Raw genomic sequence first — 26112 nt, 5'->3', positions numbered from 1 at the left:
CCAAACTACAAGACCCGGATCAAACCATCATTTCCTTAGTCGCTGTCAGGTTCAGCTCGGGGTAGTCGCGCACGACCCGGTCGATATCCCATTGCAAGCGCGTCAGATAGACGATGTCGCCGTCATGATCATGGGCGATGTGCTGTTTATTAGCGTTGACGAACTTTTCAACCTCGGCCTTTTCACCACTCACCCAGCGGGCAGAGGTGAACTGCGACGCCTCGAACCGGACGGGCAGACCGTATTCCATCTCAATCCGGCTGGCGAGGACTTCGAACTGCAGCGCGCCAACGACGCCGACGATATAGCCCGAACCAATCGATGGCTTGAAAACCTTGGCCGCGCCTTCTTCGGCAAACTGCATCAGGGCTTTTTCCAGATGCTTGGCTTTCAGTGGGTCCGCCGCTCTGACAGTTTGCAGCAATTCCGGTGCAAATGACGGGATCCCGGACACGCGCAGCGCTTCGCCCTCGGTCAGAGTGTCACCGATGCGCAGCTGACCGTGGTTTGGGATGCCGATGATGTCTCCGGCCCAGGCCTCTTCGGCCAGTTCGCGGTCAGAGGCCAGAAATAGCACGGGGTTCGAAATCGCCATAGGCTTCTTCGACCGAACATGGGTCAGCTTCATGCCACGTTTGAAATGGCCGCTTGCCATACGGACAAACGCCACCCGGTCGCGGTGCTTGGGGTCCATGTTGGCCTGCACCTTAAAGACAAAACCGGCGACCTTCTTTTCATCAGGCGCAATTTGTCGGGGTTCAGCGGACTGGACCTGCGGCTGAGGGCCATAGGCGCCGATTCCTTCCATCAGTTCCTTGACACCGAAAGAGTTGATGGCCGAGCCGAACCAGATCGGAGTCATGTGCCCCTCAAGAACCGCCTGCGGGTCCAGAGCAGGCAGCAGCTCGCGCGCCATCTCGACCTCTTCCAGCAGCTTGTCCAGCAGATGCTCGGGTACGTGTTCGGCCAGTTTGGGGTCGTCCAGACCGTTGATCTGAATGCTTTCAGCTACCTTGTTGCGGTCGGCGCGGTCCATCAATTCCAGTCGGTCGCGCAGCATGTCATAGCAGCCGATGAAATCGCGACCCACGCCGATCGGCCACGCAGCGGGCGTGACGTCGATGGCCAGCATCTCCTGAATTTCGTCGATGATCTCGAACGTATCGCGGCTTTCGCGGTCCATCTTGTTACAGAAGGTCAGGATCGGCAAATCGCGCAGGCGGCAAACCTCGAACAGTTTCTGCGTCTGGCTTTCCACACCTTTCGCGCCGTCGATCACCATAACGGCGGCGTCCACGGCGGTCAGCGTGCGATAGGTGTCCTCGGAAAAATCTGAGTGGCCGGGTGTATCCACCAGATTAAAACGAAAGTCCCCGTAATCGAAAGACATGGCCGAGGCCGAGACCGAAATGCCCCGATCTTTCTCCATCTGCATGAAGTCCGACCGGGTCCGCCGCGCCTCGCCCTTAGCGCGCACCTGACCGGCCATCTGAATCGCGCCCCCGTACAACAGGAACTTTTCAGTCAGCGTCGTCTTGCCCGCATCCGGGTGCGAGATGATGGCGAATGTCCGGCGTCGGGCAATCTCGGGCGGCAATACGGGTTGGTTGGTGGCGGTATCAAGCATGAACGCGCGTATAGGCGGGGAATCCTGCCGAAGCAAGACAAAGGGGGTGTTCAGAATCGTATGGTTATGCCAATAAGAACAAATAGTGAACAAAAGATGGAGAGGATCAATGAATTTGAAAGAAATCGCAGACGAACTGGTCGCTGGGTGTCGTGAGGACCGGGCCAAGGAAAACCTAAACAAATTATACGCGACTGATGCCGTTTCGGTCGAAGCGCAAGAGATGGAAGGCATGGGGCGTGAAACACACGGCGTCGAGGGCATCCGCGGCAAACACGAATGGTGGGAAGGCGCGCATGAGGTCTCGGGCGCGTCGGTCAGTGAGCCTTATTTGCACGGCGACGATCGCTTTGCCGTAATTTTCGAAGTGCAGGGCAAGGTTAAGGAAAGTGGTGAGACCTTCGATATGAAAGAGGTCGGTATCTATCACGTCGCCAACGGAAAAATCGTGCGCGAAGAGTTCTTTTACTGAAGCTTTGTGACTTCTGGTCTTCCCTGTCTGGCCGGTGCTAGACATGCGGGCAACAACAGATGGGGAGGATCAGATGGATCTGGGAATTCGCGGAAAGCGCGCGCTGGTTTGTGCAAGCTCAAAAGGGCTGGGCTTAGGCTGTGCCGAGGCGTTGGCCGAAGCTGGGGTTGATCTGGTGATGAACGCGCGCGGGGCCGAGGCGTTGGATGCCGAAGCTGCTCGTTTGCGGTCCGAATATGGCGTCGATGTGAAAACCGTGGCTTGCGATGTGACCTCGGTAGACGGACAGGCGCAAGTTATCGAAGCCGCGCAGGGCGTTGATATACTTGTGACAAACGCCGGTGGCCCGCCACCCGGGCTGTGGTCGGATTGGGATCGTGACGATTTCATCAAGGCGCTGGATGCAAATATGCTGACACCGATTGCCTTCATGAAAGCCTTATTGCCGGGGATGATGGACAAGGGCTGGGGCAGGGTGGTCAACATCACGTCGCAATCCGTGCGTGCGCCGATCCCTGCTTTGGGTCTGTCGAACGCGGCGCGGACTGGTTTGACCGGCTATGTCGCTGGTACAGCGCGACAAGTCGCACCGCGTGGAGTGACGATCAACAACCTACTGCCGGGCATTCACGCGACGGATCGCGCGGAGTCGCTGGATGGTGGCGTGGCTGCACAAAAAGGAATTTCCATGGATCAGGCGCGCGCCGAACGCGCCGAGACGATCCCTGCACGTCGGTATGGGACGCGGCAGGAATTCGGCGCGGCCTGCGCGTTTTTGTGTTCGCAACACGCCGGCTTTATCGTCGGGCAGAATATACTGCTGGACGGTGGCGGAACCAATCTGACGATGTGAGTCATGGCACAGAACTTCTCGCTCAAAGATCAGTTGTTTAATGCGGAAAAGACCTGTTTTTTAGCGGACCTTTTCGCCGATGCTGATCCATCCTTTGATGCCAAGGCATTCGAGGCGCAGGTCATGTCGCGGCTGCTGGAGCTTGAACTGAAAGAGCGCATGGCCTGGATCGCCGACTGCCTGCAACAGGCCGTACCCGGAGAGCTGCCGACTGTCGCGCCAACCCTTCTGCGCGCACTGCCACCGCCTTTGGACCCAACCAAAACAGATGATGATTTCGGTGATTTCATCTTTGCGCCTTTGGGGGATTGGATCGTTTCAGTGGGGTTGGAGTATCCTGATCTGGCTTTGGACGTGCTTGAAGAACTGACCCAACGGTTTTCGATGGAGTGGGCCATTCGCCCATTCCTCAACCGCTATCCGGATCAGGTCATGGCGCGGATGAAACTATGGTGCGGGCATGACAGCTATCACGTGCGCCGTCTGGTCAGTGAAGGCACACGACCACGGTTGCCTTGGGGGCAGGCGGTAGGGCTGGAACTGACCGACCCGCTGCCATTGTTGGACCGGCTGCATAGTGACCCAACACGCTATGTTACGCGGTCTGTGGCGAACCATCTGAACGACATCACCAAGAAAGACCCTGCGCTGGTGCTGGACCGGTTACAGGACTGGTCCGAAACCGGGACACAGGATCGGGACGAACTGCGCTGGATGACCTCACATACGCTGCGGGGGCTGGTGAAGGCAGGCCATCCCGGTGCCATGAAGATGTTGGGCTTCGATCCCGAGGCCGAGATAACCGCAAGAGTGCAGGTAAACCAAGAGGCGCGGATTGGTGGGGCGCTTGAGTTCGATGTCTCGCTTAACGGTGCGGGGGATCAACCTGTTCTGGTCGACTATATCATTCACTTTCAACGCCCTGGCGGCAAAACTTCGGCCAAGGTGCATAAGCTGAAGCAGGCGACCTTGCGCGATGGTGCGCTGAGTCTGACCAAGAAACACAAGCTGAAAGGCAATGCGACCACGTTCAAGCTGGTCCCCGGCGCACATCGGCTAGAGATTCAGGTGAATGGGCGGGTTCGCGCCTCGGTCGATTTCGACCTGCTGGGCTAGGGCAGGACCCTCACGCTTTTGTCAAAATTGGTAGCAGTGGTTGCACAGGCGGCAGTGCTGCATTAGCTGCGAAGCAGCCAGTGAGGAAAGGGGTGCTGCGATGAAGCATGAATCAGTGCAGAATTACTATGGCGAGGTCCTTCAGGGCAGCGCGGATTTGCAAACCAACGCTTGCTGTACTCCCGATGACATGCCGGACCATGTCAAAAAGATCCTCTCGAAAATTCATGATGATGTGCTGACGCGCTACTATGGTTGCGGCCTGATCGCGCCGCTGGATCTGGAGGGGATGAGCATCCTTGATCTGGGTTGCGGGGCTGGTCGCGACGTTTATGCCCTGTCTGCGATGGTGGGTGAAAAGGGTCGCGTGGTCGGGGTCGACATGACGCCGGAACAGCTAGACGTCGCCCGCGCGCATCAGGATTTCCACGCGCAGGCCTTTGGTCATGCCGCCAGCAACGTAGAATTCCATCACGGCTACATCGAAAAGTTGGATGAGCTGGACCTGGAACCTAGTTCCTTCGACATCATCGTCTCGAATTGCGTGATCAATCTGGCCACCGACAAAGAGGCCGTCCTACGCGGTGCCCATCGTCTGCTGAAAGAGGGTGGTGAGATGTATTTTTCGGACGTCTACGCCGACCGTCGTGTTCCGCAGGCCATGGCCAAAGATGAAGTTTTGTACGGCGAATGCCTGTCCGGCGCACTGTACTGGAACGATTTTCTGTCGATGTCGCGCAAGGCGGGGTTCGGTGATCCACGCCGCGTCACGCACCGCCCGCTGACCATCGAGAACCCTGTGCTGGAAGAACGCGTCGCACCGCTGAAGTTCCTGTCGGCGACTTATCGACTGTTCAAACTGTCCGTACTGGAACCCGCTTGCGAGGATTACGGGCAGGCCGTCATCTACAAAGGCACCATCCCGCACGCGCCACATCTGTTCGAACTAGATGACCACCACGCGATCGAGACAGGCAAGGTGTTTCCGGTCTGCGGCAATACATGGATGATGTTGAACGATACCCGTTTCGCGCGGCATTTCGACTTTATCGGTGATTTCTCTACGCATTATGGCATCTTCGATGGTTGCGGCGGCGAAAGCCCGTTTGAAGCCACCGGCGCGATCACGAGCGCGTCGACCGGCGAGGCTACCTCGGGCGGCTGCTGCTGATCACTTGCACCGGACGGGCGGGGTTGCTATCCCCGCCTAAGACCGATGAATTTGATCGGGAAAAGGCAACGAGGCCCATCGGTGACAATAGACGTAACTCCTCCTCGTCTGGAAATTCGCAATCTTAACGCACGGTACGAGGGGCGGGTTGTAGTTGACGACGTCTCTTTGACGGTTGAAGCAGGGAAAGTGACTTGCCTGCTTGGGCCTTCGGGGTGCGGCAAGTCGACCACGTTGCGCATGATCGCCGGGGTTGAGATGCAGGAGTCCGGTGAGATCTATGTCGACGGCAAGCTGATCTGCGACACCGTGTTCCGGGTTCCGCCCGAACGCCGCGAGATCGGCCTGATGTTTCAGGATTTTGCGCTGTTTCCGCATTTAAGTGTTGCCGACAACGTGGCCTTTGGCCTGACGGGGCATAAAGAAGAAAAGCGCGCGCGCGTTGATGAGTTACTGCGCAAAGTTGATCTTATCCACTTCATCGACCAATTCCCGCATCACCTGTCCGGGGGCGAGCAACAACGTGTCGCTCTGGCCCGCGCACTGGCCCCGCGTCCACGGATCATGCTGATGGACGAGCCGTTCTCTGGCCTCGACAACCGGCTGCGCGACGGTATTCGGGATGAGACGCTGGCGATCCTCAAGGAAGAAGATGCCGCCGTTGTGTTGGTGACGCACGAGCCCGAAGAGGCGATGCGCATGGCTGATGAGATCGCACTGATGCGCCGCGGCAAGATCGTGCAGCAAGGTGCGCCTTACAACGTCTATACCCGTCCGGCTGACAAAGCGGCTGTGGCATTTTTCAGTGATGTCAACGTGTTACAAGCGCAAGTGAATGGAGCGTTGGCCGATACACCCTTTGGTCAGTTTCTAGCGCCGGGCATTCCCGACGGCACAGATGTTGAGATTGTATTCCGGCCACAGCACGTGCGGTTGGACTTTGACCGCAATGGCAAAGGCCCGCTGCCCACGGCAACCGATGGCGTTGCGGCTCGCGGCACGGTCGAGAGAGCGCGGTTCTTAGGCAACGAAAGCCTGGTCGAGTTCCGCATGGACCATGATGGTTCCGTTCTGAAGGCCACGGTGCCGAATGTTTTCGTGCCAAATCCGGGACGGGTCATGTGGCTGACCATTCGCCGGGATCGGTGCTTTGTTTTCCCCATTTAGGGCCTGAAAACGTAGTTTAGGCTCAAGTGGTGCGCGAAAGCCTCAGATTGCAGGCGTGCTTTGCTTGCCGCCGCGCGGGGGCGGGTCTATCAAGGTCAAAACGCTGCGGTGGATGGGGCAAATGCGTATTCTTCTGACCAATGATGACGGCATCAACGCGCCGGGCCTGATCACGCTTGAGGCGATTGCCGCCGATCTAGCTGGGCCCGACGGAGAAGTCTGGGTGGTTGCACCTGCGTTCGAGCAATCGGGTGTCGGCCATTGCATCAGCTATACCCATCCGATGATGGTCGCCAAACTGGGTGATCAGCGTTTCGCCGCCGAGGGCTCGCCCGCCGATTGTGTGCTGGCCGGTCTGCACGACGTGATGAAGGACGCGCCGCCCGATTTGGTGTTGTCTGGCGTGAACCGGGGCAACAATTCGGCGGAAAACACGCTGTATTCCGGCACTGTCGGTGGCGCGATGGAGGCCGCGTTACAGGGCATCCCGGCGATTGCCCTGTCTCAATATTTTGGTCCGCGTAATCTGGGGCTGGACGATCCGTTCGAGGCCGCGACCCGGTTCGGGGCGGGTCTAGTGCGGAAAATATTGGACGCGACCCCGGCCGAGCAGGGCGATTACCGTCTATTCTACAACGTAAATTTTCCGCCCGTGCCCGCGGGCGAGGTTCTGGGCACCCGGATCGCACCGCAAGGATATCGCCGCGATACGCATTTCTCGGTCGAGCCGCACAGTTCGCCCTCTGGGCGGCGGTTCCTGTGGATCAAGGGTGGGTATCAGCACAACCCAACCGCGCCGGGCACGGATGCGGCGGTTAATCTGGCGGGCTACATCTCGGTCACGCCGATGCGCGCGGATCTGACGGCGCATGACGCGCTTGAGGCATTGAAGACGATCGAATGACCGGACCAGATCCAGAAACAATCATGCAGTTCCTGTTTGCCCTGCGATCGCGCGGGGTGACGGATGCGCGTGTGCTGGCCGCGATGGAGCAGGTCGACCGTGGCCGCTTTGTCAAAGGTCTGTTTGCCGAGCGCGCATATGAGGACACACCTTTGCCGATTGCCTGCGGGCAGACGATCAGCCAGCCGTCAGTTGTGGGGCTAATGACACAGGCGCTGGACGTACGCCCGCGCGACACAGTGTTAGAGGTCGGTACAGGCTCGGGCTATCAGGCGGCGATCCTGTCCAAACTGGCGCGCCGGGTCTATACGGTCGAACGCCACAAGCGATTGGTGCGCGAAACTGGTGCGCTGTTTCGCGAGCTGGGGCTGACCAATGTCACCGCGATGCTGTCGGATGGCTCCTTTGGTTTGTCCGAACAGGCCCCGTTTGACAGGATCATTGTGACGGCTGCGGCAGAAGACCCTCCAGGGCCGCTCTTGGCGCAGCTTAAAATCGGCGGTATCATGGTTTTGCCGGTGGGACAGTCGGATGCGGTTCAGACCCTGATCCGGGTCAGGCGGACCGAGACCGGTCTGGACTATGACGAATTGTTACCTGTTCGTTTCGTGCCCTTGTTAGAAGGGCTTGGCAGGGACGGGGCGTAAAAGAATATTCTGCAACATGCGCCGGAACCCCGGAAACACGGGCAGGCGTTGAGGACAGTAAGATGAGAGCAGTTTCCAAATCAGCGATGCTCCGCTGCGTGACAGGTGTGGCGGCTTTGGCGATTCTGGCAGGGTGCGAAGGCCCGCTGGACTACGATCTGCGCGGGCAGGTCGGCGGGTTTTCGACCGCAGATGCCGCGCGAGGGGTGACCGCGAACCGGCCAGCACCGGATGCGCGCGGGGTCATCACCTATCCGAACTATCAGGTGGCCGTTGCGCAACGCGGCGATACAGTCGCCTCGGTTGCTGCCCGCGTCGGTTTGCCCGAGGGAGAGTTGGCCGTGTTCAACGGTCTCAAACCGACGGACAAATTGCGCGACGGTGAGGTAATCGCCCTGCCGCGCACGGTCAGTTCGACCAGTTCGGTGGATATCGCCTCGATAGCCGGAACCGCGATTGATGAGGCGCCGGCAGATGGCTCGGTTAGGACATCGACGTTGGCGCCCGCCCAACCTGCGACCGCGCCTGCACCGGCCCCTGTGGCAGCGGGGCCCGAGCCGATCCGTCACCAGGTCAAACGCGGCGAGACAGCTTATACTATTGCACGGCTTTACGACGTGCCAGTTGATGCGCTGGCCGAATGGAACGGGTTGGGGTCGGACTTTACCGTGCGGGAGGATCAGTTCCTGTTAATCCCGATCAAGAACCAGCCTGCTCCAAGACAAGCGGCTGTGCCCGCCAGCAATGTGACACAACCCGGCCAGGGCTCGCCCACGCCGACACCGCCAAGTGCCACGCAACCGTTGCCGGACGAGGTGATCGCTCCGGCCACACCTGCGCCCGACGTGACGGCCGAGGCTCCGACAAACCAAAGTAATTCTGCCCTGGGATTGCCAGTTACCGGGACGATCATTCGTACCTATGACAAGGGCAAGAATGAAGGGATCGACATCGCCGGACAGTCGGGAGCTGCGGTAAAGGCAGCCGAAGCGGGGACCGTTGCGGCGATCACCGCAGATGCGGATCAAGTGCCGATCATCGTGGTTAAACACAACAGCGACCTGCTGACCGTCTATGCAAACGTCGACAAGATCACGGTTAAAAAGGGCGACCGTGTGCGCCGAGGCGAGCAGATTGCATCCTTGCGGGGTGGGGATAATTCCTATGTCCATTTCGAGGTGCGCAAAGGGTTCGAATCCGTCGATCCGGAACCTTATCTGAAGTGATGGGAATGGCCCATTTCGGGCCATGTACCTGACAGCCGGGTTTAGGCGTGCGGGTCGAAATCGCTCAGTGATTTGCCGGGCTCGTCAGCGAAGATTTCCGGTAGGGGTGAGACAGCTTCGATCAGGTCGATGCGGAACACGCGAAACCCTTCGCGCAACTCACACCATGCGGTAAGGGTCCAGACGCGGCCCCAGTACTCCATATGAAGAGGGCGAATGGTGCGGTCTGTCAGAACGCCGTCGATACGGCGATAGGACAGGTGCAGTTTCTGCCGGGTTTTGATCGCGGACCGAATCGGAGCCATATGCGCCAGCCCCCGCGCAGCGTCGGCAAAGGGGTAGACGGCGAATTTCCACGTGTCCGCCTCGGCCACGACCTGGGTGGGCAGTACAGCGTCAATCTTGTCGGCCAGGGTTTCTGCGGCGGCCTTCAGATCGGGGTCTGCGGCCTCGGCTACGATGGCCATGCCGAGGTTCAGCGCTTCAAGCTCGGCCGGGGTCAGGTTCAGCGGGGGCAGGGTGATTTGCTCGCGGACCATATAGCCTACGCCACGCTCACCCTCTACCGGAACACCCGAGGCCACCAGCGTGTCCATATCGCGATAGATTGTACGAACCGACACTTCGAGCCGGTCCGCAATATCCTGCGCGCGGTGCAGTTTGCCGTCGCGCAGGATCTGAATGATGTCGAACAGACGATCAGAGCGGCGCATGACACGCCGCCCGGACCGCGTTTATGCGGTCATGTTCCATAGCACATTCTCGTGGCGCATCTGGACGCTGTCGGGTTGGATCGCGGCCATCAAGGCCGGGGCAAAGGTTTGCTGCGGGAATTGCGCCGCTGCGTCCTTGGCGGCCTTCATATCCGTCCAGATTACGTAGTCGGTCCAACGGCCATCTTCACCCTGGCTTAGCTGACGGTGGGCAAAACCTGGGGCGTTGCGAACGAACGCCTCGGACGCCTGGCTGAGTTTGACGAACTCTTCCGGTGTTGTCCCGTTGGCGAGGGTGAAGGTGACGATTTCAGCAACATGGGTCATTTGATTCTCCGTTGACCAGGTTTCGATGCCCTGTTCCTAATGTCCTTCAACTGACATAAACCTGTCAGTTGTGAAATGCCAGCCTGCAAAAATTGCGTGATCGGATCAATTTTGAGCGCGGAATTGATCTGGCGCACTTTTGCGCAAGGCCATGCAGGCGTAGACACAGACCCAGATCACATTCCCGGCGCAACGCGTCGACGTACAAGGAGAAGAGACATGCTCAACAATATCGGCCTTCCCGGTCTGCTACTGATCGCCGTTGTGGTGCTGGTGCTGTTTGGCCGCGGTAAAATCAGCTCGTTGATGGGTGAAGTGGGCAAGGGCATCACCTCGTTCAAGAAGGGCGTCAAAGAAGGCGCGGACGAGCTGGAGCAGGACGCTGCCGAAGTGGCCAAGGACGTCACGCCCGAGACCGACAAAGACAAGGCCTAAGCGCAGATGTTTGATCTGGGTTGGACCGAGCTTCTGGTCATTGGCATTGTTGCCCTGATCGTTGTGGGGCCAAAGGACCTGCCGGTTCTGTTTCGCAATGTTGGCCGCTGGGTTGGCAAGGCCCGTGGTATGGCGCGCGAATTCAGCAGCGCCATGAACGAGGCCGCGGATCAGGCAGGTGTGAACGAGATCAAAAAGGGTCTGAACGCAGCCGCCAATCCCGTCAGCACCGCCATGGACAGCGTTAACGAGGCGGCGCGGGACGTTGCCAAAAGCATCGATCCCACCAAGTTCGACCCCGACAGCGAAACAGGCAAGTTGGCGGCTGAGCGGGCTGAGCAGGCCAAGAAGATTCAGGCCTCAACTGCCCGTGCTGCGGCTGAGCGTAAGGCCAAAGAAGCGGCAGATGCGCTAGCCAAAGCCGAAGAGGCCGAGGCCGCGCTGAAGACTGAAAGCAAGACATGACAAAGACCGACGAGATCGAAGACAGCTCGGCCCCGCTGATCGAGCATCTGGCGGAACTGCGCACGCGGCTGATCCACTGCGTCGTGGCGTTTTTGGTCGGGATGATCATCTGTTTCACTGTGGCCACGCCGCTTTTCAACTTCCTGACTAACCCTTTGTGCGAAGTTTTGGCCGAACGCGGGCAGGATTGCGGGTTGATTTTCATCTCGCCGCAAGAAGGGTTCTTCGTTGCTATCAAGGTCTCGCTGCTGGGTGGCTTTATCTTGGCCTTCCCATATATCGGGATGCAGATGTGGCGCTTCGTGGCGCCGGGCCTCTACCGATCGGAAAAGAACGCGTTCCTGCCATTCATGCTGGCCTCGCCCTTCATGTTCCTTCTGGGGGCAAGCTTTGCGTTCTATGTCGTAACACCACTGGCTTACGACTTCTTCCTCGGGTTCCAGCAATTTGGTGCCGAAGGAGAGGCAGTGGTCGAAGGCGCAACCGCGGCTCCGCTGAGCGTGGTGTTCCAGGGCTCGGCGCAGGAATACCTGAACCTGACGATCAAGTTTATCGTGGCCTTTGGCCTGTGTTTTCAACTGCCCGTTTTGTTGACCCTTATGGGGAAGGCGGGGCTGGTTACGGCTGAAGGACTGGGCTCGGTTCGGAAATACGCAGTGGTTGCCATTCTGGTGCTTGCCGCGCTGGTGACACCGCCTGATGTGATTACGCAGGTTATTCTGTTTGTGGTGGTCTACGGCCTGTATGAGATTTCGATCTTCCTAGTCGCCCGGGTCGAAAAAAAGCGCGAAGAGCAACTGCGTGCCGACGGCTACTATGACGACGAAGAAGAAGCCGACGAAGAGATCGTGCGGGAAGAAGACAGCAAGTAACCCCGCTGAAAACCATGAAACAGGCGCGCTCAATCGGCGCGCCTTTTTCGTGCCTGGCCCTTGTTGCGCCGCTTCGAACATGGTTTGAACCGCGCAAGACATGACGCCGGAGGCCCCAATGGACGACCAAGCCCTGAACCGTATCGCCGACGCGCTGGAACGGATGGCACCAGCCCCTTTGGACGCGCCCGATTTCGCGGCTGCCCCGGCATTTGTCTGGCATGTTGAACCGGATCGGCTGGAGCCCGTCACGCAGGTCAACCGCGTCGATCTGGATTTGCTGGTGGGCATCAACCGGTCCCGCGATACTCTGCTGGACAATACGCGCCGATTTGCTGCCGGCTTCAAAGCAAATAACGCGTTGCTTTGGGGCGCGCGGGGGATGGGGAAATCCAGCCTCGTCAAAGCTGTTCACGGCACGCTGCAGATGGATTTCCCAGATCTGAAGCTGGTGGAACTCCAGCGCGAGGATATGGGCTCAGTCGCCCGCCTTCTGAATCACCTGCGTGCCGCACCGCACCGGTTCATTCTGTTCTGCGATGACTTATCGTTTAGTCATGACGACCAGCACTATAAATCGCTCAAGGCAGTGCTGGACGGGGGTATCGAAGGGCGCCCGGAAAACGTCGTATTCTACGCCACCTCGAACCGCCGCCACCTGATGCCGCGCGATATGATCGAGAATGAACGCTCCAGCGCGATCAATCCGTCTGAGGCGGTCGAGGAAAAGGTTTCACTGTCTGATCGGTTCGGCCTGTGGTTGGGCTTCCACCCTTGTGATCAGGACGAATACCTAGCGATGATCGACCGCTATTGCGGGGCATATGGCGTGTCGGTTGACGCTGAAACCCTGCGTGCCGAAGCCATCGAATGGCAGGCAACGCGGGGCGCGCGGTCGGGCCGCGTGGCTTGGCAATTCTTCGTCGATCTGGCCGGGCGCAACGGCGTGCGCATCGCCTAACCCGCCCGCTTCATCTTTTTTCCAAATACTCACGCCGGAGGCATGGCCCAAAGGGCCATTCCTTACAGCAAAGATAAAATCCGAGCGGCTTCGTCTGCCGTGCTGGTCAACGCATCGCGATCCTCACCGGGATGGAAACGCGCACGTACGGCGGTTGGCATCGGGGCAGGTTCGACAATTGAAACCCTCGGGCCGGTGCGTTTGGTCTCTTGTGCCCAGCCACGTGCCAGCGCCATCTGCGCCGCCTTGGTTGCACCGTAGATGCCGTAAAACTTCTGACCGGCTTTCGGATCGTCAAAGAACACGGCATGGCCGGTTTCACCCAACAGGGGGGCAATATAGGGGATCAGAACTGACGTCGCCGTGGCGTTGGTATTTACGGCCTTAGTCCACTCTTTCGGGTCGATGAAATGCGTGGGTGTCAGGGCCGAGGTGTGAACGGCTGTGTGCAGCCACAAATCCACCTTGCCCCAGCGATCATGGATGCCCCGGCACAACGTCGCCATGGCGTTGGGGTCGGCGATATCCATCGGTGCCAGGGTTGCGGCACCGCCTTTGGCCCGAATGCGGTCATCCAGTTCTTCCAGCCCGCCGGTGGTGCGGGCAACGGCGACAATGTGATATTCGGGTGCCAGTGCCTCGGCCAGGGCAGCGCCCAACCCACGAGAGGCCCCGGTGACGAGGGCAATTTTGGTCTGATCGGTCATGACAGGGGTTTGAACCCCCGCACGCAGGGCGTCAAGACAGATTAACTGCCGGGTATGACGATCCGCTTGGTCTGGCCGCTTTGTCGCAGCATTACGCCGTCGGCATCAATGGCAACGATGGTGCCCGACGACACGCGGCTGCCCAGCTTGACCTCTTTCACACGTCCCGAAGACATACGCATAAGGGCCCGCATGTCCGATTTCGGACCAAAGACCCCCAGAACAGACAAAGAGCTTTTTTTCAGCGCACCTTTTTGCGTGGCCGCGCTTTTGACAGTGGCGTTTGACATGTATTCCGGCCTGACCACAGCGGCCCGACCCCTTGATTGAGTGGTTGGCAACCTGCGGGCTACCAAACCGGATCAGAAAGGAAAAGCCCGGTTGGCCGAGCGCTTCCCAAGGGGATTTTGCATTGCGGCGAAGCCCTTGCGATTGCAATTTCTTCACCGATGGGTTGTGGCGGAAATCTACCGATGCGGCCTGCCAGGCAGGCAGAAAAAGGCCCGCATCACATCGGTGAAACGGGCCAAAAGCAAGGTCGATTCGGATCAAATCCTATCCCGAGGCCAGCTTCGCGCTGTTCCACGAGCCGCCCGGAACCTGCATATCTGCGCGTTTCTTGCTGACCCGATTGCTGTTTTCGAGACTGTCCAGATAGTCATCGCTGACGCTGCCGGTGATGTAATTGCCATCGAAACAGGAACAGTCAAAGGCTTCGATTTCGGGGTTGCCTTCTTTGGCCGCCCAGATCAGGTCGTCGAGATCCTGATAGAACAGGGCATCTGCGCCGACTTCCTGACGGATTTCTTCGATATCTTTGCCATTGGCGATCAGTTCATGCTTGGTGGGCATGTCGATGCCATAGACGTTGGGGAATTTTACCGGCGGTGAGGCGCTGGCGATGTACACTTTTTTAGCCCCGGCTTCGCGGCACATCTGCACGATCTTCTTGATTGTATTGCCGCGCACAATGGAATCATCGATCAGCAGAACGTTGTGATCGCGGAACTCCAACGGAACGGCGTTCAGCTTGCGGCGCACCGATTTCTGGCGCTCTTCCTGGCCGGGCATGATGAAGGTTCGCCCGACATAGCGGTTTTTGACCAGACCTTCGCGGTATGGAATGCCGGTGGCCTTAGCGACCTCAAGCGCCACGGGGCGGGCGCTGTCGGGCACGGGGATGATGCGGTCGATCTCAAGCCCTGCGGCTTGGATCTGGCGGGCCAGCGTCTGACCCATGCGCATCTGGGTTTTGTAAACCGAAACGCCATCCAGCAGCGAGTCCGGGCGGGCCAGGTAGACATATTCAAAGATACACGGGGTCAGTTGACCTTCGACCGCCTGGAAGGTGTGCATGTTTCCATCCAGATCAATCAGTATGGCCTCACCGGGGTTAAGGTCGCGCAGCTTTTCAAAGCCGTTGATGCCAAAGGCCACATCCTCTGAGGCAAAGGCGTAATCGTCGCCGTCGCCGTCCACATCGCGCTTGGCGACGGAAAGAGGACGGATGCCATAAGGATCGCGGAACGCCAGCATGCCGACACCGGCAACCAGACAGATTACCGAATAGGCGCCTTGGATTCGCTCCATCGTCATCTTCACACCGGCAAAGATGTTGCGGATCGGTTCGCCGTTGCCGTTGACCTTGATCGCATCGGCAACCTTGTCGGCCAGCACGTTCAGCAGGATTTCGGAATCCGACGTGGTGCGCAGGTGACGGCTGTATTTGGCGGTCACCTTCTCACGCTGTTCGGCGGTGTTGGTTATGTTGCCATTATGAACCAGATAGATGCCATAGGGCGCGTTCACAAAGAACGGCTGCGCCTCGGACGCGCTGAGCGATCCTGCGGTCGGGTACCGCACATGACCCATGCCGATCTTACCCAGAAGGGTCTCGGCGTCTTGTGCGTTGAACACGTCCTTGACCAGACCATTTGCCTTCTTTTCGCGGAAGAAGCCGTCGTTATAGGTGACGATCCCCGAGGCATCCTGACCCCGGTGCTGAAGCATCAGCAGCCCGTCATAGATTTCCGCAAAGACATCATGTGTCCTGCTTGCGATCCCTAAAATCCCACACATGTACGGGCTCCAATTTCCATGACGTTTTGACTAGCGGTGATGATCTGAACGTCTGCATGGGTATGCCAGTGCGCCTTGTTTCCATCCCGGCTGATGATGCAAACGCGCCAATGTCACGAGGGCAAGCGCGAGAGAAAACAGGTACAGCAAGATCGGTGGCTCCGATTCCATGTCAGTTCGGCCTCCACATAATGCCTAATGGGCCCTGTGTCATCAAAGGATCACATTCACCAATCGTCGCAGGTGCGTTTTATGAAAGGTGACTGGAATAGGTGACATATAGGCATGCTTGTGCTGTCATGGTGCAAGTAGCGGTTTTTTTACCTAGTGTATGAGTTTCGATAGGACATTAGCCATGTGGGAACACAAGCAAGGAAGAAAAAAAGAAGACCCAGTAAAACGCCGGTGCCATCGCTGCCGTGGTATGGGCCGGTCGCCTTGTCCGATTTGCAATGGCTCTGGCGAGGTGATCAAAAGCCGCGATATCCACGGCAAACCCATAATGGGCCGCTGCGAGGGGTGCTTTGGCCTGAAGAACACCCGATGCACGGTTTGCGGTGGAGAAGGTTTTTTAACTGAATACGTCTGAAAGGCAGCCAAGAAAAAAGCCCGGTCAATGCCGGGCTTTTTCTTATTCAGTTGCGGTCGGTGCCGTGGTTTCCGATGCCTCTGGCGCCTCGGTGCCGGCGCCACAGCTTGCCACGAGCTCTTCATATTGTTGGGTGACCCAACCCAGCCATTGCTCGGGGTTTTGTTCTTCGATGCGGTCGCTGAATTGTTCGAACACTTTGGCGGAACGGCTTTCGTCGACCATCGTATAAGATTGACCGGTCATGACCGTGTCATAGACAAAGAAGGCGATAGCCACCAACAGGATGCCGCGCGCGATGCCAAAGAATAAGCCAAGCGCCTGATCCAACCCACCAATGGCCGAGCGTTGCACGATCGATGAAAACAGCGGAGTAAAGATGCTGACCACGATTAGAGCGATCGCAAACACGGCGGCAAAGCCGGTGATCACCGACAATTCGCAGCTGTCGCGCAGGAAATCTCCAACGACCGGGATCTCTTTCACCAGCGGAACGGCCTGGGGTGCAAAAATAAAGGCCAGTACGGCGGCTGCGACCCAGCCAGCGATGGCCAAAACCTCACGTAAAAATCCGCGTGAATAGGCCAGCAGGCCTGACACGACGATGATCAGGGCAACCACCCCGTCGATAATTGTAAAACCTTCCATGGCCCTCGCCTGTACTTTTTTTCAGCCCCTCAAGGCGTTACCTTAACCTGCTCCGAAGGTTTCGCCAACAAACCCCACCAAATCAGAGGGTCGGGTGAGTGTCAGACCTGCCACAGTACCGGTTTTGCCGCCCGCCGGAGCGATTGCCGATGTGAAACCAAGTTTTTGGGCTTCTTTCAACCTGTTTTCTGTCTGTGGGGCCGGTCTAAGTGCCCCGGATAACGAGATTTCTCCAAAAATCACCGTATCAGCGGGCAGAGCTGTGTCTTCTCGGGCACTCAGCAATGCGGCCGCCACGGCAAGGTCGGCGGCCGGTTCGCTGATTTTCATCCCTCCGGCGACGTTCAGGTAAACGTCCAACCCGGCAAAGGGGATGCCACAGCGTGCTTCAAGAACGGCAAGGATCATGGCCAGCCGCCCACTATCCCATCCGACCACGGTCCGGCGGGGTTGGGAATGCGGGGACGGTGCCACAAGTGCTTGCAATTCCACCAAAACAGGGCGGGTGCCCTCAATTCCGGCGAAAACGGCCGAACCGGGGCTGGGGGTGCCGCGTTCCGACAGGAACAAGGCCGAGGGGTTTGTGACCTGCGCCAACCCTTTGCCGGTCATTTCGAACACGCCGATTTCATCAGCGGGGCCAAAACGGTTTTTCACGGCGCGTAAGATGCGGAACTGATGGCCACGTTCACCTTCGAAATAGAGCACGGTGTCGACCATGTGCTCGACCACGCGGGGGCCTGCGATCTGGCCTTCCTTGGTGACATGGCCGACCATGATGATTGATACGCCGTGTCGTTTCGCAAACGTTGTCAATTCATGCGCTGCGGCCCGGACTTGTGACACTGAGCCGGGGGCGCTGTCCACATTGTCGGCCCACATGGTCTGAATCGAGTCGATGATGGCCAGACCGGGCTTTTCAGCCTCAAGCGTCGTCAGGATGTTGCGTAGGTTGGTCTCAGCCGCCAATTGAACCGGCGCGTCCTCGAGCCCCAGACGGCGGGCCCGCATTCGAACCTGCGCGCTGGCTTCTTCGCCGGAAACATAGATGGTTTTGACGCCCGCACGGGAAAAGCGCGCCGCGGCCTGCAGCAGAAGGGTGGATTTGCCGATGCCGGGGTCGCCGCCCACCAGCAGGGCCGAGGCGGGAACAAGGCCACCGCCAAGCACGCGGTCCAGTTCCTCAACCCCGCAAAGCGTACGGGGCGGGGGTGTTTCTTCGGTCGACAGATCGGTGAGTGCGATGGACTGGCCGCGTTTGCCGCCCAAGGATTTCTTGGCGGGACCCGCCGAAAGGGGTACGTCCTGCGAAATGGTGTTCCACTCGCCGCATGCGTCACAACGCCCGGACCAGCGCGAATGCGACGCGCCGCAGGCCGAACAGGAGAAAGTCGTTTTTGCCATGCGGCCTTGGTGCCCGAGGATCGGCGGTTCTTCAAGCCCTTGCAAGGCATTCATCTCCACCGGTGGGGTGCCGCGTCCTCAGGCCCGATGGGCCATCGTCCGCAGCAAAGGCGCCAAGCGCCTATTCCGCCGCGCGGGGCGGGGACATGGCGACCACGCTTGAGGCTTTGGTCGAGCTGTCCTTGGGAGGTGTTTGCAGCTGAGCCGACAGTTCGGGTAACAGCTCAAACAGCTCATCCCGCAGGCGGGCCAGTTGTGACTTGGCGATGGTTTCTTCCATTTCGACATCGCGCGTCCATTGGCGCAATTCGTTCTGGATCACCTGGGCTTCTTCAAGACGCTTCTGGAACAGCTCAATCTCTTCCTGACGTTGTTGTAGGAAGGTTCGGGCGCGATTGATCCGCACGTCGCCATAGGTTTCAGCCAGTTCGTGGCTGATCTGGCTCATCTGTGCGGCCAGTTCCAGGATTTCGGGCTCGAGTGTCTGTAGGTCAGGGTGCTGGCGCAGAAAGGCCATACGTTCTTTGACCGCGTCAAACTCGGACGACATCATGAACAGGCCGCCACGGTCCGCTGCGTGGGCCATTTGATAGGCGTCTGATATGTCGTGCATGTTCAGGGCAAATTTGCGGTGATTGTTTTCCAATGCCATCATTCGGGCATTCGCTGGCAGATAGAATGCCAGCATGAGAATCAGAACGGTCAGGCCGATCTGGATAAACATCCCGGCGTCTTGCACTGGCCCACCGCCGAAACCGGCTTGCATGGATAACCAGGGCAATACACCCAAGGCAGATAATAATGTGGCTGAAACGGCAAACAGGGCTGCCGCGCAAATGAGGAAAAAAGTCAGTCTTAAAAAGGCATTCTGAAATTGCAATGTAATGTTATGGAGGGCAGTCATGTTCGACGAACTCCTTCTAGAACCGGTACACACCAGGCCCAAGCGGAGAGCATCCAAAACACACAGATTGATCCGCTACGGACCCGAAAACTACAAATTGTCACTGCTCGAAATATAAAGATGATACTCAGATGAGTGTTTTCAATCAATTACATCTGAGTATTTCGTGATTTGCGTGTCATTTCGGTAATGTGGCCCAACGCGAGCGAGGCCAGAATGCAAGCCGTGAACAGGTACAGACCCCATGCAGTTTCGATGGTCGCGTACGAGATGCCTTTGGCCAGAGTGATATAGAGCGCGATCAGAAAGATGTCGGCCATGGCCAGCTTGCCGAGGATGTTCAGCGCGGGTTGGACGCGGACATCCAGCAGGTCCCACTGGATCAGGGCGGTGCCGATGGTTTTGATGTAAGGTGCGACGAGGGCGAAGATGGTGACGATCAGCGCCAGAAAGACGTCGGATTTCCAAAGAGACTGGAGCCCGGTGATGACGCTGATTTCGGACAGGCCAAAGATCGGTAAGAGTCCGGCACGCATCAGCGGGGCAAACCATGCGATGGGGTAGAGGATCAGGAGCGAGAGGGTGGCGAGGCGGAGGGTCATATCAGATTGCCTTGCTGCAGCCTGAAGGCACTCCACCCAAACAAAACAGCCATGAGAACAAAAAACACGGCAACAAAAATGGCAGTTCTGCGGGCGTTCAATGATAATGTGAATAGCTCTTTGTGAAGAATAGAGGCAGAAACAGCGACACCGATAACGGCTGGAAGTGTCGCGAGTATACTTACAGAAGACGAACTAAACGCGATTACGTTCGAAATCAATGCACCGGGAATGAAGCCGTACAAAAGCGCCTTCATTACCGGTTTCATGGTTTTGAATGCGCGAATTGGAGAGAAAATCAAACCATGTATTGAAAAGATTGTGATGAACCAGACGATCAAAACTGAGTTGAAGTAAATTCCTGGCAACGAAAAGAAAAAAAATTGGGTTGAATTCATCACCGCACGGCCTCAATTGGCCCTTCAGCACTCCCACTAATGAACTGCTCCACATAGGGATCGCCCGAGGCATCCAGCTGTCCGACCGGACCGGTCCATTGGATGACGCCTCCATGCAGCATGGCCACGTTGTCGGCAATCGCGCGGACGGAGCTCATGTCGTGGGTGATGGTCATCGCGGTGGCGCCCATCTCGGTCACGATCTCGCGGATCAGATCATTGATGACGCCGGACATGATCGGATCGAGGCCGGTGGTGGGCTCGTCAAAGAAAATGATCTCGGGCTCGGCGGCGATGGCGCGGGCGAGGCCCACGCGTTTTTGCATGCCGCCTGACAGTTCGGACGGGAAACGGTCGGCCACGTCGGATTTCAAACCCACGCGGCGTAGTTTCTCGATAGCGATTTCGCGGGCGTATTCTGGCGGGCGTTTCAACGGCCCGCGCAGCAGGCGGAAGGACACGTTTTGCCAGACGGGCAGCGAGTCAAACAAAGCCGCGCCCTGAAACAGCATCCCGAACCGGGCCAGAAACTTATCCCTATCGCCCTTGGTGGCGTCTTTGCCATCTACATAGATCATGCCGCTGTCAGGCTTGATCAGGCCAAGGATGCATTTCAGCGCCACCGACTTCCCGGTGCCCGAACCGCCGATGATGACCATCGAGGTACCCTTGGGAATCTCAAGGTCCATGCCCTGCAGAACCCGATTGTCCCCAAATGCCTTTTGTACGTTCTCCATCCGGATCATAGCGAGAAGAACACCCCCGTCAGAATGAAGTTGGTGGCCAGAATCATGATAGCAGCAGATTCGACCGAGGATTTGGTGGCGCGGCCCACACCCTGCGCACCGCGGCCCGAGTTCATGCCGTAAAAGCAGCCCATGACCGCCGCGATCAGGCCGAAGGCTGCGCCCTTGGCCAGCGACGACATGATGTCATGGGCCTCAAGGAAATTGACTGTGTTCAGCAGGTAGGTCGCCGGATTGAAACCCAAATTTTGGGTCGCAACGACATAACCGCCTGCGATGCCAATGATATCTCCGATCCCGACCAGTAGCGGCACGGTAATCAGCGCGGCCAGAACGCGCGGGGCCGTCAGGTATTTCATCGGATGAGTGGACAGGGTGACCAGCGCGTCGATCTGCTCGGTCACTTTCATGGTGGCGATCTCGGCTGCGATGGACGAGGTCACGCGGGCGGCGATCATCAGGCCCACCAGCACGGGGCCCAGTTCGCGCACCATACCGATGGCAACGATCTGCGGCACCACGGCCTCGGCGTTGAAGCGAGCGCCGCCAGCGTAGATCTGCAGCGCCAGCGCGCCACCAGTGAAAATGGCGGTCAGGCCGACGACAGGCAGGGACAGCCAGCCGATGTTCATCAGCGCGACGATAAATTCGCGCGGGTAGTAGGGCGGACGAAAAATGTGCGAGATCGCATCAATCGTAAACAGCGCGACTTTGCCAAAGGTGGCAAACAGCGCCAGGACCGCGCGGCCCAACCCACCCAGCAGAGAAAGAGGATTCATTCCACGTAACCCCGTGAATAACGCGCGCCAAGCGAAGTGAGGATTTCATACCCGATGGTGCCTGCGGCCTCGGCCAGGTCATCGACTGTCTGGTGACCGTTCAGGATGCGCAGGCGTTCTGGGTCTTCGGGCAGGTCAGTGACGTCAATGGTGACAAGGTCCATCGATATGCGACCGACCACAGGGCAGGGTTGGTCCCCGGCAAATGCGTCGATACCGCCGCCAATGGCCCGGTGCAGCCCGTCCGCATACCCTGCGGCCACGGTTGCGATTCGTGATGGGCGTCGGGCAACCCAGCTACCGCCATAACCGACGGTTTCACCAACTTCGACCGCGCGCACCTGAATGACGGGCAGATCGACGGTTACGACGGGCTTGGCGTCGGCAAATGGCATGCCGCCATAAAGACCAACGCCCGGACGGCAGAAATCAAAGTGGAATTCCGAGCCCATCAGCGTGCCCGCCGTTGCCGCCAGCGACCGTGGTGCGGTGACACCATCGGTCATATCGCGGAAGGTCTTTAGCTGTTGACGGTTCATCGGGTGGTCGGGCTCATCCGAGCAGGCCAAATGCGATATGACCGCCTGTGGGTTCTGGCTTTCCATCTCAGACCTCAACGCGGCCCAATCGGCGGGCTCAAGGCCCAGACGGTTCATTCCACTGTCCAGTTGAACTCCGAATGGGTGACTCGGCATGGCCTGTTGCAGGCGTTGGAACTGTTCCGGAGAGTTGATCAAAGGAATCAGGTTGTCAGCAAAGTGCAGCCCGTTGTCACCTTCCATGAACCCTGAGAAGACAAAAATCTGGGGTTCGGGGCCAACGGCTTTGCGCACGGCGGCGCCTTCTTCTGCGGCGGCGACAAAGAACTTGCGAACGCCTTCTTCGGCCAGGGTCGCAGATACCGGTCCGGCACCAAGGCCGTAGGCGTCAGCTTTGACCACGGCGCCGGTCTCGACATCCGTTTTTGCATTGAGCGCCCGCCAGTTGCTGGCGAGCGCCTGAAGATTGATCGTCAAACGTGCGGTACTCATGGTGCTGTTCATGACATTGGATTGCGGCAGGTCAAGGGGGTAGGCGGCAATTCTTGTGCATATCGCGGTGTTCCTACGCAGCTTCTGGCCGGTATCGCAAGATCATGGCTAAAAAAGGCTCGGACAAGGGCAGCCGAACTCTCGTCATTGTGTCCGACCTGTGATCAACTCGGCGCATGAAACGGGACCGTTGATCCACCTGAAAGGGGCCGTAATGCTGAACCTGACCGCCGACTACCGGGCCCGGGCTGCCGAACTGCCCGGCTTGTTTCTGGACGTCTTCACCGCCTCAGAGGGCGAAGGAGAGGGGCGTGCGGTTGCTGCTTTGGTGGATGACCTGCTGCTTTCAACACCCGATGGAGATCTTTTGGGCGTTTTGGCTTTGGACGACCGCAATCTGGCAGGTTGCATCCTATTCTCGCGGCTCAGCTATGATCAGGACCCGCGCCAGGTCTTTCTGATGTCACCGGTGGCCGTGCGCGCCGACAGGCAAAAGTCGGGCATTGGTCAGAAACTGATCGGCTTTGGATTGGAACAACTGCGCCATAACGGGGTTGATTTTGCAGTGACTTACGGTGATCCGGCATATTATTGCAAAACCGGGTTTCAACCGATCGCACAAACATTCGCACAACCGCCCATGCCGCTGAGCATGCCACATGGTTGGCTTGGACAATCCTTGAATGGCGACGATGCGCCGCTTATGGGCCCGTCCCGCTGTGTCAGCGCATTCAATAAGCCTGAGATGTGGTAGGTCAGTAGCCTTCGATCTGGCCGTCCTGTTGCCAGGGTTTGACCAAGTTACCGAACCGGGTGAACTGAGCCTCGAACGACAGCTCGACCGTGCCGATGGGGCCGTGACGCTGTTTGCCGACGATAACTTCGGCTTTGGCGTGCAGGCGCTCCATGGCCTGTTTCCACTCTTCCATCTTTTCCAGCTCGTGATCGCCGGGTTTTTCGCGTTCCTTATAATATTCCTCGCGGAACACGAACATCACCACGTCGGCATCCTGTTCGATCGAGCCCGATTCCCGCAGGTCAGACAATTGCGGGCGCTTGTCGTCGCGGTTTTCGACCTGACGGCTCAGCTGTGACAGGGCGATGACCGGGATGTTCAGTTCTTTGGCGATGGCCTTCATGCCCATCGAAATTTCGGCAATCTCGTTGACCCGATTTTCGGCCATGCCACGGCACAGCTGCAGATAGTCGATGACCAGCAGGTCCAGCCCATGCGTCCGCTTCAACCGCCGCGCGCGGGCGGCCAACTGAGAGATCGGCAGGGCCGGGGTGTCGTCGATGAACAAAGGGCAGGCTTCCAGATCCTTGGCCGCGTCGACAAAGCGGCGGAATTCGGATTCCGTCATGTCACCCTGACGAATTTTGTGGCTGGAAATCTCGGAGGCTTCGGCCAGAACCCGGCCCGCCAATTGCTCGGCACTCATCTCAAGCGAGAAGAAACCCACAACGCCACCGTCAATCGCGCCTTCGGTGCCATCCGGCTTGGTGCCGCGCTTGTACGCCTTGGCCACGTTGAACGCCACATTGGTCGCCAACGAGGTTTTCCCCATCGACGGACGACCCGCAAGAATAATCAAGTCGGACGGATGCAGCCCGCCCAACTGTTTGTCCAGGTCGGCCAGACCGGTAGAAATTCCCGCCATGCCACCACCACGTTGATACGCTTCGTTGGTGACGTTGACGGCTTCTGTGACCGCCTTGAGGAAAGATTGGAAACCCTGTTCGGTCTGGCCCTGCTCGGATAACTGATAAAGTTGCTGTTCAGCCTCGACGATCTGTTCTTTGGGCTCGCTGGATACATCCACCCGCGCCGCCTTGTCAGAGATATCCCGACCCAGCCGGATCAACTCGCGGCGAATAGCCAGGTCATAGATCATCTGGGCGTAGTCATGCACAGCAAACGCGCTGATCGAAGCCCCGGCCAGTTTCACCAGATAGGCGGGGCCGCCCAGTTCCTTCAGACCTTCATCTTCGGCCATAAAGGATTTCAGCGTGACGGGCGAGGCTAGCGCATTCTTGGCGATGCGATTGGCCGCAACCTCGTAGATGCGGGCGTGGACCGGATCATAGAAATGTTCGGACCCGATGATCGAGGCCACCCGGTCATAAAGATCGTTGTTGGTTAGGATCGCACCCAGAAGCTGTTGTTCGGCTTCAATGGAATGCGGCATTGTTTCGGCGTTTTGAATCTTCGCCGCTGCCTGCTCGATGCTGCTTATCTCGTTCATTTTGTCCCCGCTGCCCACGGTGTTCTTACACGCGACACTGGCGTGTCGGCTATCTGGAAATACTTGTGGGTAACTATGGGTAACGCCTTGGGATAAGTTTTGAAGACGCCATAGTTCCAGAATGGATTTGGTCTATTATGTAGGATATCACGCAGATGTCACTATATATTGTTTCCCCAAAGCCGATTCTCAGACGTTTATCCCCAAGTAATCCACAGCAAGTTTACGTGGATTTATTCGCATCCTGCCACTTGCGCGGGTCGTTAAGGAAGGCCTCGACACCATCAAGTGTTTCTTGGTCAAAGGCTTTCTGCGCTTTGGCCTCGGCCAAAACATCCCACCATGTGCAAAGGTGATGCAGCTTCACGCCGTGATCGCCCAGCGTTTTTTCGGTTTCGGGGAAAATGCCATAGTAGAAGATCACCGCCGTATGCCCGCAGGTCGCGCCGGTTTCACGGATCGCATCCACAAAGGACAGCTTTGAGCCGCCATCGGTCGTCAGGTCCTCGACCAGCAATACACGCTCACCTTCGCTCATGGCGCCTTCGATACGGGCGTTGCGGCCATAGCCTTTGGGCTTTTTGCGCACATAGGTCATCGGCAGAGCCATACGCTCGGCGACCATGGCGGCAAACGGGATGCCGGCTGTCTCACCACCTGCGATGTTATCAAACGCCTCAAAACCTGCATCACGCATTACGGTGACCGTCAGGAAATCCATCAGGGTCGAGCGGATGCGCGGGTACGAGATCAGCTTGCGACAATCGATATAGGTCGGGCTGGGCAGGCCCGAGGCCAATGTGAACGGTTCGCGCGAGTTAAAGTGGACGGCCTTGATCTCCAGCAGCATCCGCGCGGTCAGGCGGGCGATTTCGGTGCTATCGGGGAAAGAGCTGGGGATCATGGTGCAACCTCGGGACAAAATGACATTGCAGGCTGATAGCCTGTCCTTTGGGCCAGAGTCGAGAGGGCTGAGCCGCAAAAGAAAAGCGGACCCGCAAGAGGTCCGCTTTGCGCCCTTGC

The 26112-nt window shown here is 58.2% G+C and carries 29 protein-coding genes; 13 read left to right on the top strand and 16 right to left on the bottom strand.

Annotated features, from left to right (window positions below; genetic code table 11):
• Positions 1-19: 19 nt before the first annotated feature.
• Positions 20-1627, bottom strand: a complete 1608-nt coding sequence (locus ACR0B0_RS06175) for a peptide chain release factor 3 (protein WP_480646907.1) — start codon at positions 1625-1627, stop codon at positions 20-22.
• A gap of 109 nt (positions 1628-1736) precedes the next feature.
• On the opposite strand from ACR0B0_RS06175, the gene ACR0B0_RS06170 reads away from it, so the two are divergent.
• From ACR0B0_RS06170 to ACR0B0_RS06135, 8 genes are all read left to right on the top strand, one after another.
• Positions 1737-2099: a nuclear transport factor 2 family protein gene (locus ACR0B0_RS06170; protein ID WP_170348922.1), complete on the top strand. Its 363-nt coding sequence runs from the start codon at positions 1737-1739 to the stop codon at positions 2097-2099.
• A 73-nt stretch (positions 2100-2172) separates the two neighbouring features.
• Complete coding sequence (locus tag ACR0B0_RS06165; RefSeq protein WP_170349419.1) at positions 2173-2952, top strand: SDR family oxidoreductase; 780 nt, start codon at positions 2173-2175, stop codon at positions 2950-2952.
• 3 nt (positions 2953-2955) lie between these two features.
• The gene (locus ACR0B0_RS06160) at positions 2956-4068 is read left to right on the top strand and encodes a DNA alkylation repair protein (RefSeq protein WP_480646905.1); all 1113 of its coding nucleotides are present in this window, start codon (positions 2956-2958) and stop codon (positions 4066-4068) included.
• Between the two features lie 100 nt (positions 4069-4168).
• Entirely contained in the window at positions 4169-5239 is a 1071-nt protein-coding gene (locus ACR0B0_RS06155; protein WP_480646903.1) for a methyltransferase domain-containing protein, read from the top strand.
• 45 nt (positions 5240-5284) lie between these two features.
• Positions 5285-6406 (top strand): ABC transporter ATP-binding protein, encoded by a 1122-nt coding sequence (locus tag ACR0B0_RS06150; protein ID WP_170358774.1) that lies wholly within the window; start codon positions 5285-5287, stop codon positions 6404-6406.
• A 121-nt stretch (positions 6407-6527) separates the two neighbouring features.
• On the top strand, positions 6528-7310 hold the full coding sequence (gene surE, locus ACR0B0_RS06145) for a 5'/3'-nucleotidase SurE (protein ID WP_170375599.1): 783 nt from the start codon (positions 6528-6530) through the stop codon (positions 7308-7310).
• Positions 7307-7957: a protein-L-isoaspartate(D-aspartate) O-methyltransferase gene (locus tag ACR0B0_RS06140; protein ID WP_170348917.1), complete on the top strand. Its 651-nt coding sequence runs from the start codon at positions 7307-7309 to the stop codon at positions 7955-7957. The genes surE and ACR0B0_RS06140 overlap by 4 nt, the downstream gene beginning before the upstream one ends.
• 62 nt (positions 7958-8019) lie before the next feature.
• The gene (locus ACR0B0_RS06135) at positions 8020-9183 is read left to right on the top strand and encodes a peptidoglycan DD-metalloendopeptidase family protein (protein ID WP_480646900.1); all 1164 of its coding nucleotides are present in this window, start codon (positions 8020-8022) and stop codon (positions 9181-9183) included.
• 41 nt (positions 9184-9224) lie between these two features.
• Here the strand turns inward: ACR0B0_RS06135 and ACR0B0_RS06130 are convergent, their stop codons facing one another.
• Together ACR0B0_RS06130 and ACR0B0_RS06125 are read right to left on the bottom strand one after the other, a co-directional pair.
• Positions 9225-9896, bottom strand: coding sequence for a helix-turn-helix transcriptional regulator (locus ACR0B0_RS06130; RefSeq protein ID WP_480646898.1), 672 nt, complete (start codon positions 9894-9896; stop codon positions 9225-9227).
• Positions 9897-9917: 21 nt separating this feature from the next.
• Entirely contained in the window at positions 9918-10223 is a 306-nt protein-coding gene (locus ACR0B0_RS06125) for a hypothetical protein (protein ID WP_170358766.1), read from the bottom strand.
• Between the two features lie 219 nt (positions 10224-10442).
• On the opposite strand from ACR0B0_RS06125, the gene ACR0B0_RS06120 reads away from it, so the two are divergent.
• The 4 genes from ACR0B0_RS06120 (at position 10443) to ACR0B0_RS06105 (ending at position 12956) form a co-directional block, all read left to right on the top strand.
• Entirely contained in the window at positions 10443-10658 is a 216-nt protein-coding gene (locus ACR0B0_RS06120; RefSeq protein WP_170348913.1) for a twin-arginine translocase TatA/TatE family subunit, read from the top strand.
• Positions 10659-10664: 6 nt separating this feature from the next.
• Positions 10665-11123 (top strand): Sec-independent protein translocase protein TatB, encoded by a 459-nt coding sequence (gene tatB / locus ACR0B0_RS06115; protein WP_170348912.1) that lies wholly within the window; start codon positions 10665-10667, stop codon positions 11121-11123.
• On the top strand, positions 11120-11995 hold the full coding sequence (tatC, locus tag ACR0B0_RS06110; protein ID WP_170348911.1) for a twin-arginine translocase subunit TatC: 876 nt from the start codon (positions 11120-11122) through the stop codon (positions 11993-11995). The genes tatB and tatC overlap by 4 nt, the downstream gene beginning before the upstream one ends.
• A 118-nt stretch (positions 11996-12113) precedes the next feature.
• On the top strand, positions 12114-12956 hold the full coding sequence (locus ACR0B0_RS06105) for an ATP-binding protein (protein ID WP_480646895.1): 843 nt from the start codon (positions 12114-12116) through the stop codon (positions 12954-12956).
• Positions 12957-13018: 62 nt separating this feature from the next.
• Here the strand turns inward: ACR0B0_RS06105 and ACR0B0_RS06100 are convergent, their stop codons facing one another.
• From ACR0B0_RS06100 to alr, 11 genes are all read right to left on the bottom strand, one after another.
• Positions 13019-13663, bottom strand: coding sequence for an SDR family NAD(P)-dependent oxidoreductase (locus ACR0B0_RS06100; protein WP_170348909.1), 645 nt, complete (start codon positions 13661-13663; stop codon positions 13019-13021).
• Positions 13664-13704: 41 nt separating this feature from the next.
• On the bottom strand, positions 13705-13953 hold the full coding sequence (locus ACR0B0_RS06095) for a hypothetical protein (protein WP_170348908.1): 249 nt from the start codon (positions 13951-13953) through the stop codon (positions 13705-13707).
• A 265-nt stretch (positions 13954-14218) separates the two neighbouring features.
• The gene (purF, locus tag ACR0B0_RS06090) at positions 14219-15742 is read right to left on the bottom strand and encodes an amidophosphoribosyltransferase (protein WP_170348907.1); all 1524 of its coding nucleotides are present in this window, start codon (positions 15740-15742) and stop codon (positions 14219-14221) included.
• Positions 15743-16373: 631 nt separating this feature from the next.
• Entirely contained in the window at positions 16374-16979 is a 606-nt protein-coding gene (locus tag ACR0B0_RS06085; RefSeq protein ID WP_170348906.1) for a CvpA family protein, read from the bottom strand.
• A gap of 42 nt (positions 16980-17021) precedes the next feature.
• Positions 17022-18383: a DNA repair protein RadA gene (radA, locus tag ACR0B0_RS06080; RefSeq protein WP_170348905.1), complete on the bottom strand. Its 1362-nt coding sequence runs from the start codon at positions 18381-18383 to the stop codon at positions 17022-17024.
• Between the two features lie 121 nt (positions 18384-18504).
• A complete protein-coding gene (locus tag ACR0B0_RS06075; protein ID WP_226688372.1) occupies positions 18505-19107 on the bottom strand; it encodes a DNA repair protein in 603 nt (200 codons plus the stop codon).
• Positions 19108-19436: 329 nt separating this feature from the next.
• Positions 19437-19889, bottom strand: coding sequence for a paraquat-inducible protein A (locus ACR0B0_RS06070; RefSeq protein WP_170348903.1), 453 nt, complete (start codon positions 19887-19889; stop codon positions 19437-19439).
• Positions 19886-20287, bottom strand: a complete 402-nt coding sequence (locus ACR0B0_RS06065) for a hypothetical protein (protein WP_170348902.1) — start codon at positions 20285-20287, stop codon at positions 19886-19888. Before ACR0B0_RS06065 ends, ACR0B0_RS06070 begins: the two co-directional genes overlap by 4 nt.
• Positions 20287-21033: an ABC transporter ATP-binding protein gene (locus ACR0B0_RS06060; RefSeq protein WP_170348901.1), complete on the bottom strand. Its 747-nt coding sequence runs from the start codon at positions 21031-21033 to the stop codon at positions 20287-20289. Before ACR0B0_RS06060 ends, ACR0B0_RS06065 begins: the two co-directional genes overlap by 1 nt.
• Positions 21030-21812 carry an MlaE family ABC transporter permease gene (locus tag ACR0B0_RS06055; RefSeq protein ID WP_170348900.1) on the bottom strand — a complete coding sequence of 261 codons (783 nt, stop codon included), beginning with the start codon at positions 21810-21812 and terminating at the stop codon, positions 21030-21032. Before ACR0B0_RS06055 ends, ACR0B0_RS06060 begins: the two co-directional genes overlap by 4 nt.
• Positions 21809-22843, bottom strand: coding sequence for an alanine racemase (alr, locus tag ACR0B0_RS06050; protein WP_480646893.1), 1035 nt, complete (start codon positions 22841-22843; stop codon positions 21809-21811). The genes ACR0B0_RS06055 and alr overlap by 4 nt, the downstream gene beginning before the upstream one ends.
• Positions 22844-23057: 214 nt before the next feature.
• Between alr and ACR0B0_RS06045 the strand changes: the two genes are divergently transcribed.
• Positions 23058-23597, top strand: coding sequence for a GNAT family N-acetyltransferase (locus ACR0B0_RS06045; protein ID WP_254438704.1), 540 nt, complete (start codon positions 23058-23060; stop codon positions 23595-23597).
• Position 23598: 1 nt separating this feature from the next.
• On the opposite strand, the gene ACR0B0_RS06040 is transcribed toward ACR0B0_RS06045, so the two are convergent.
• Together ACR0B0_RS06040 and ACR0B0_RS06035 are read right to left on the bottom strand one after the other, a co-directional pair.
• A complete protein-coding gene (locus ACR0B0_RS06040) occupies positions 23599-25089 on the bottom strand; it encodes a replicative DNA helicase (RefSeq protein ID WP_170348898.1) in 1491 nt (496 codons plus the stop codon).
• Between the two features lie 223 nt (positions 25090-25312).
• On the bottom strand, positions 25313-25993 hold the full coding sequence (locus tag ACR0B0_RS06035) for an orotate phosphoribosyltransferase (protein ID WP_170348897.1): 681 nt from the start codon (positions 25991-25993) through the stop codon (positions 25313-25315).
• Positions 25994-26112 lie beyond the last annotated feature (119 nt).

The sequence above is a fragment of the Ruegeria sp. BA12 genome (assembly GCF_056539625.1).
The sequence above is the reverse complement of the archived record's forward strand: the minus strand, read 5'-3'. Positions and strand labels throughout refer to the sequence as shown.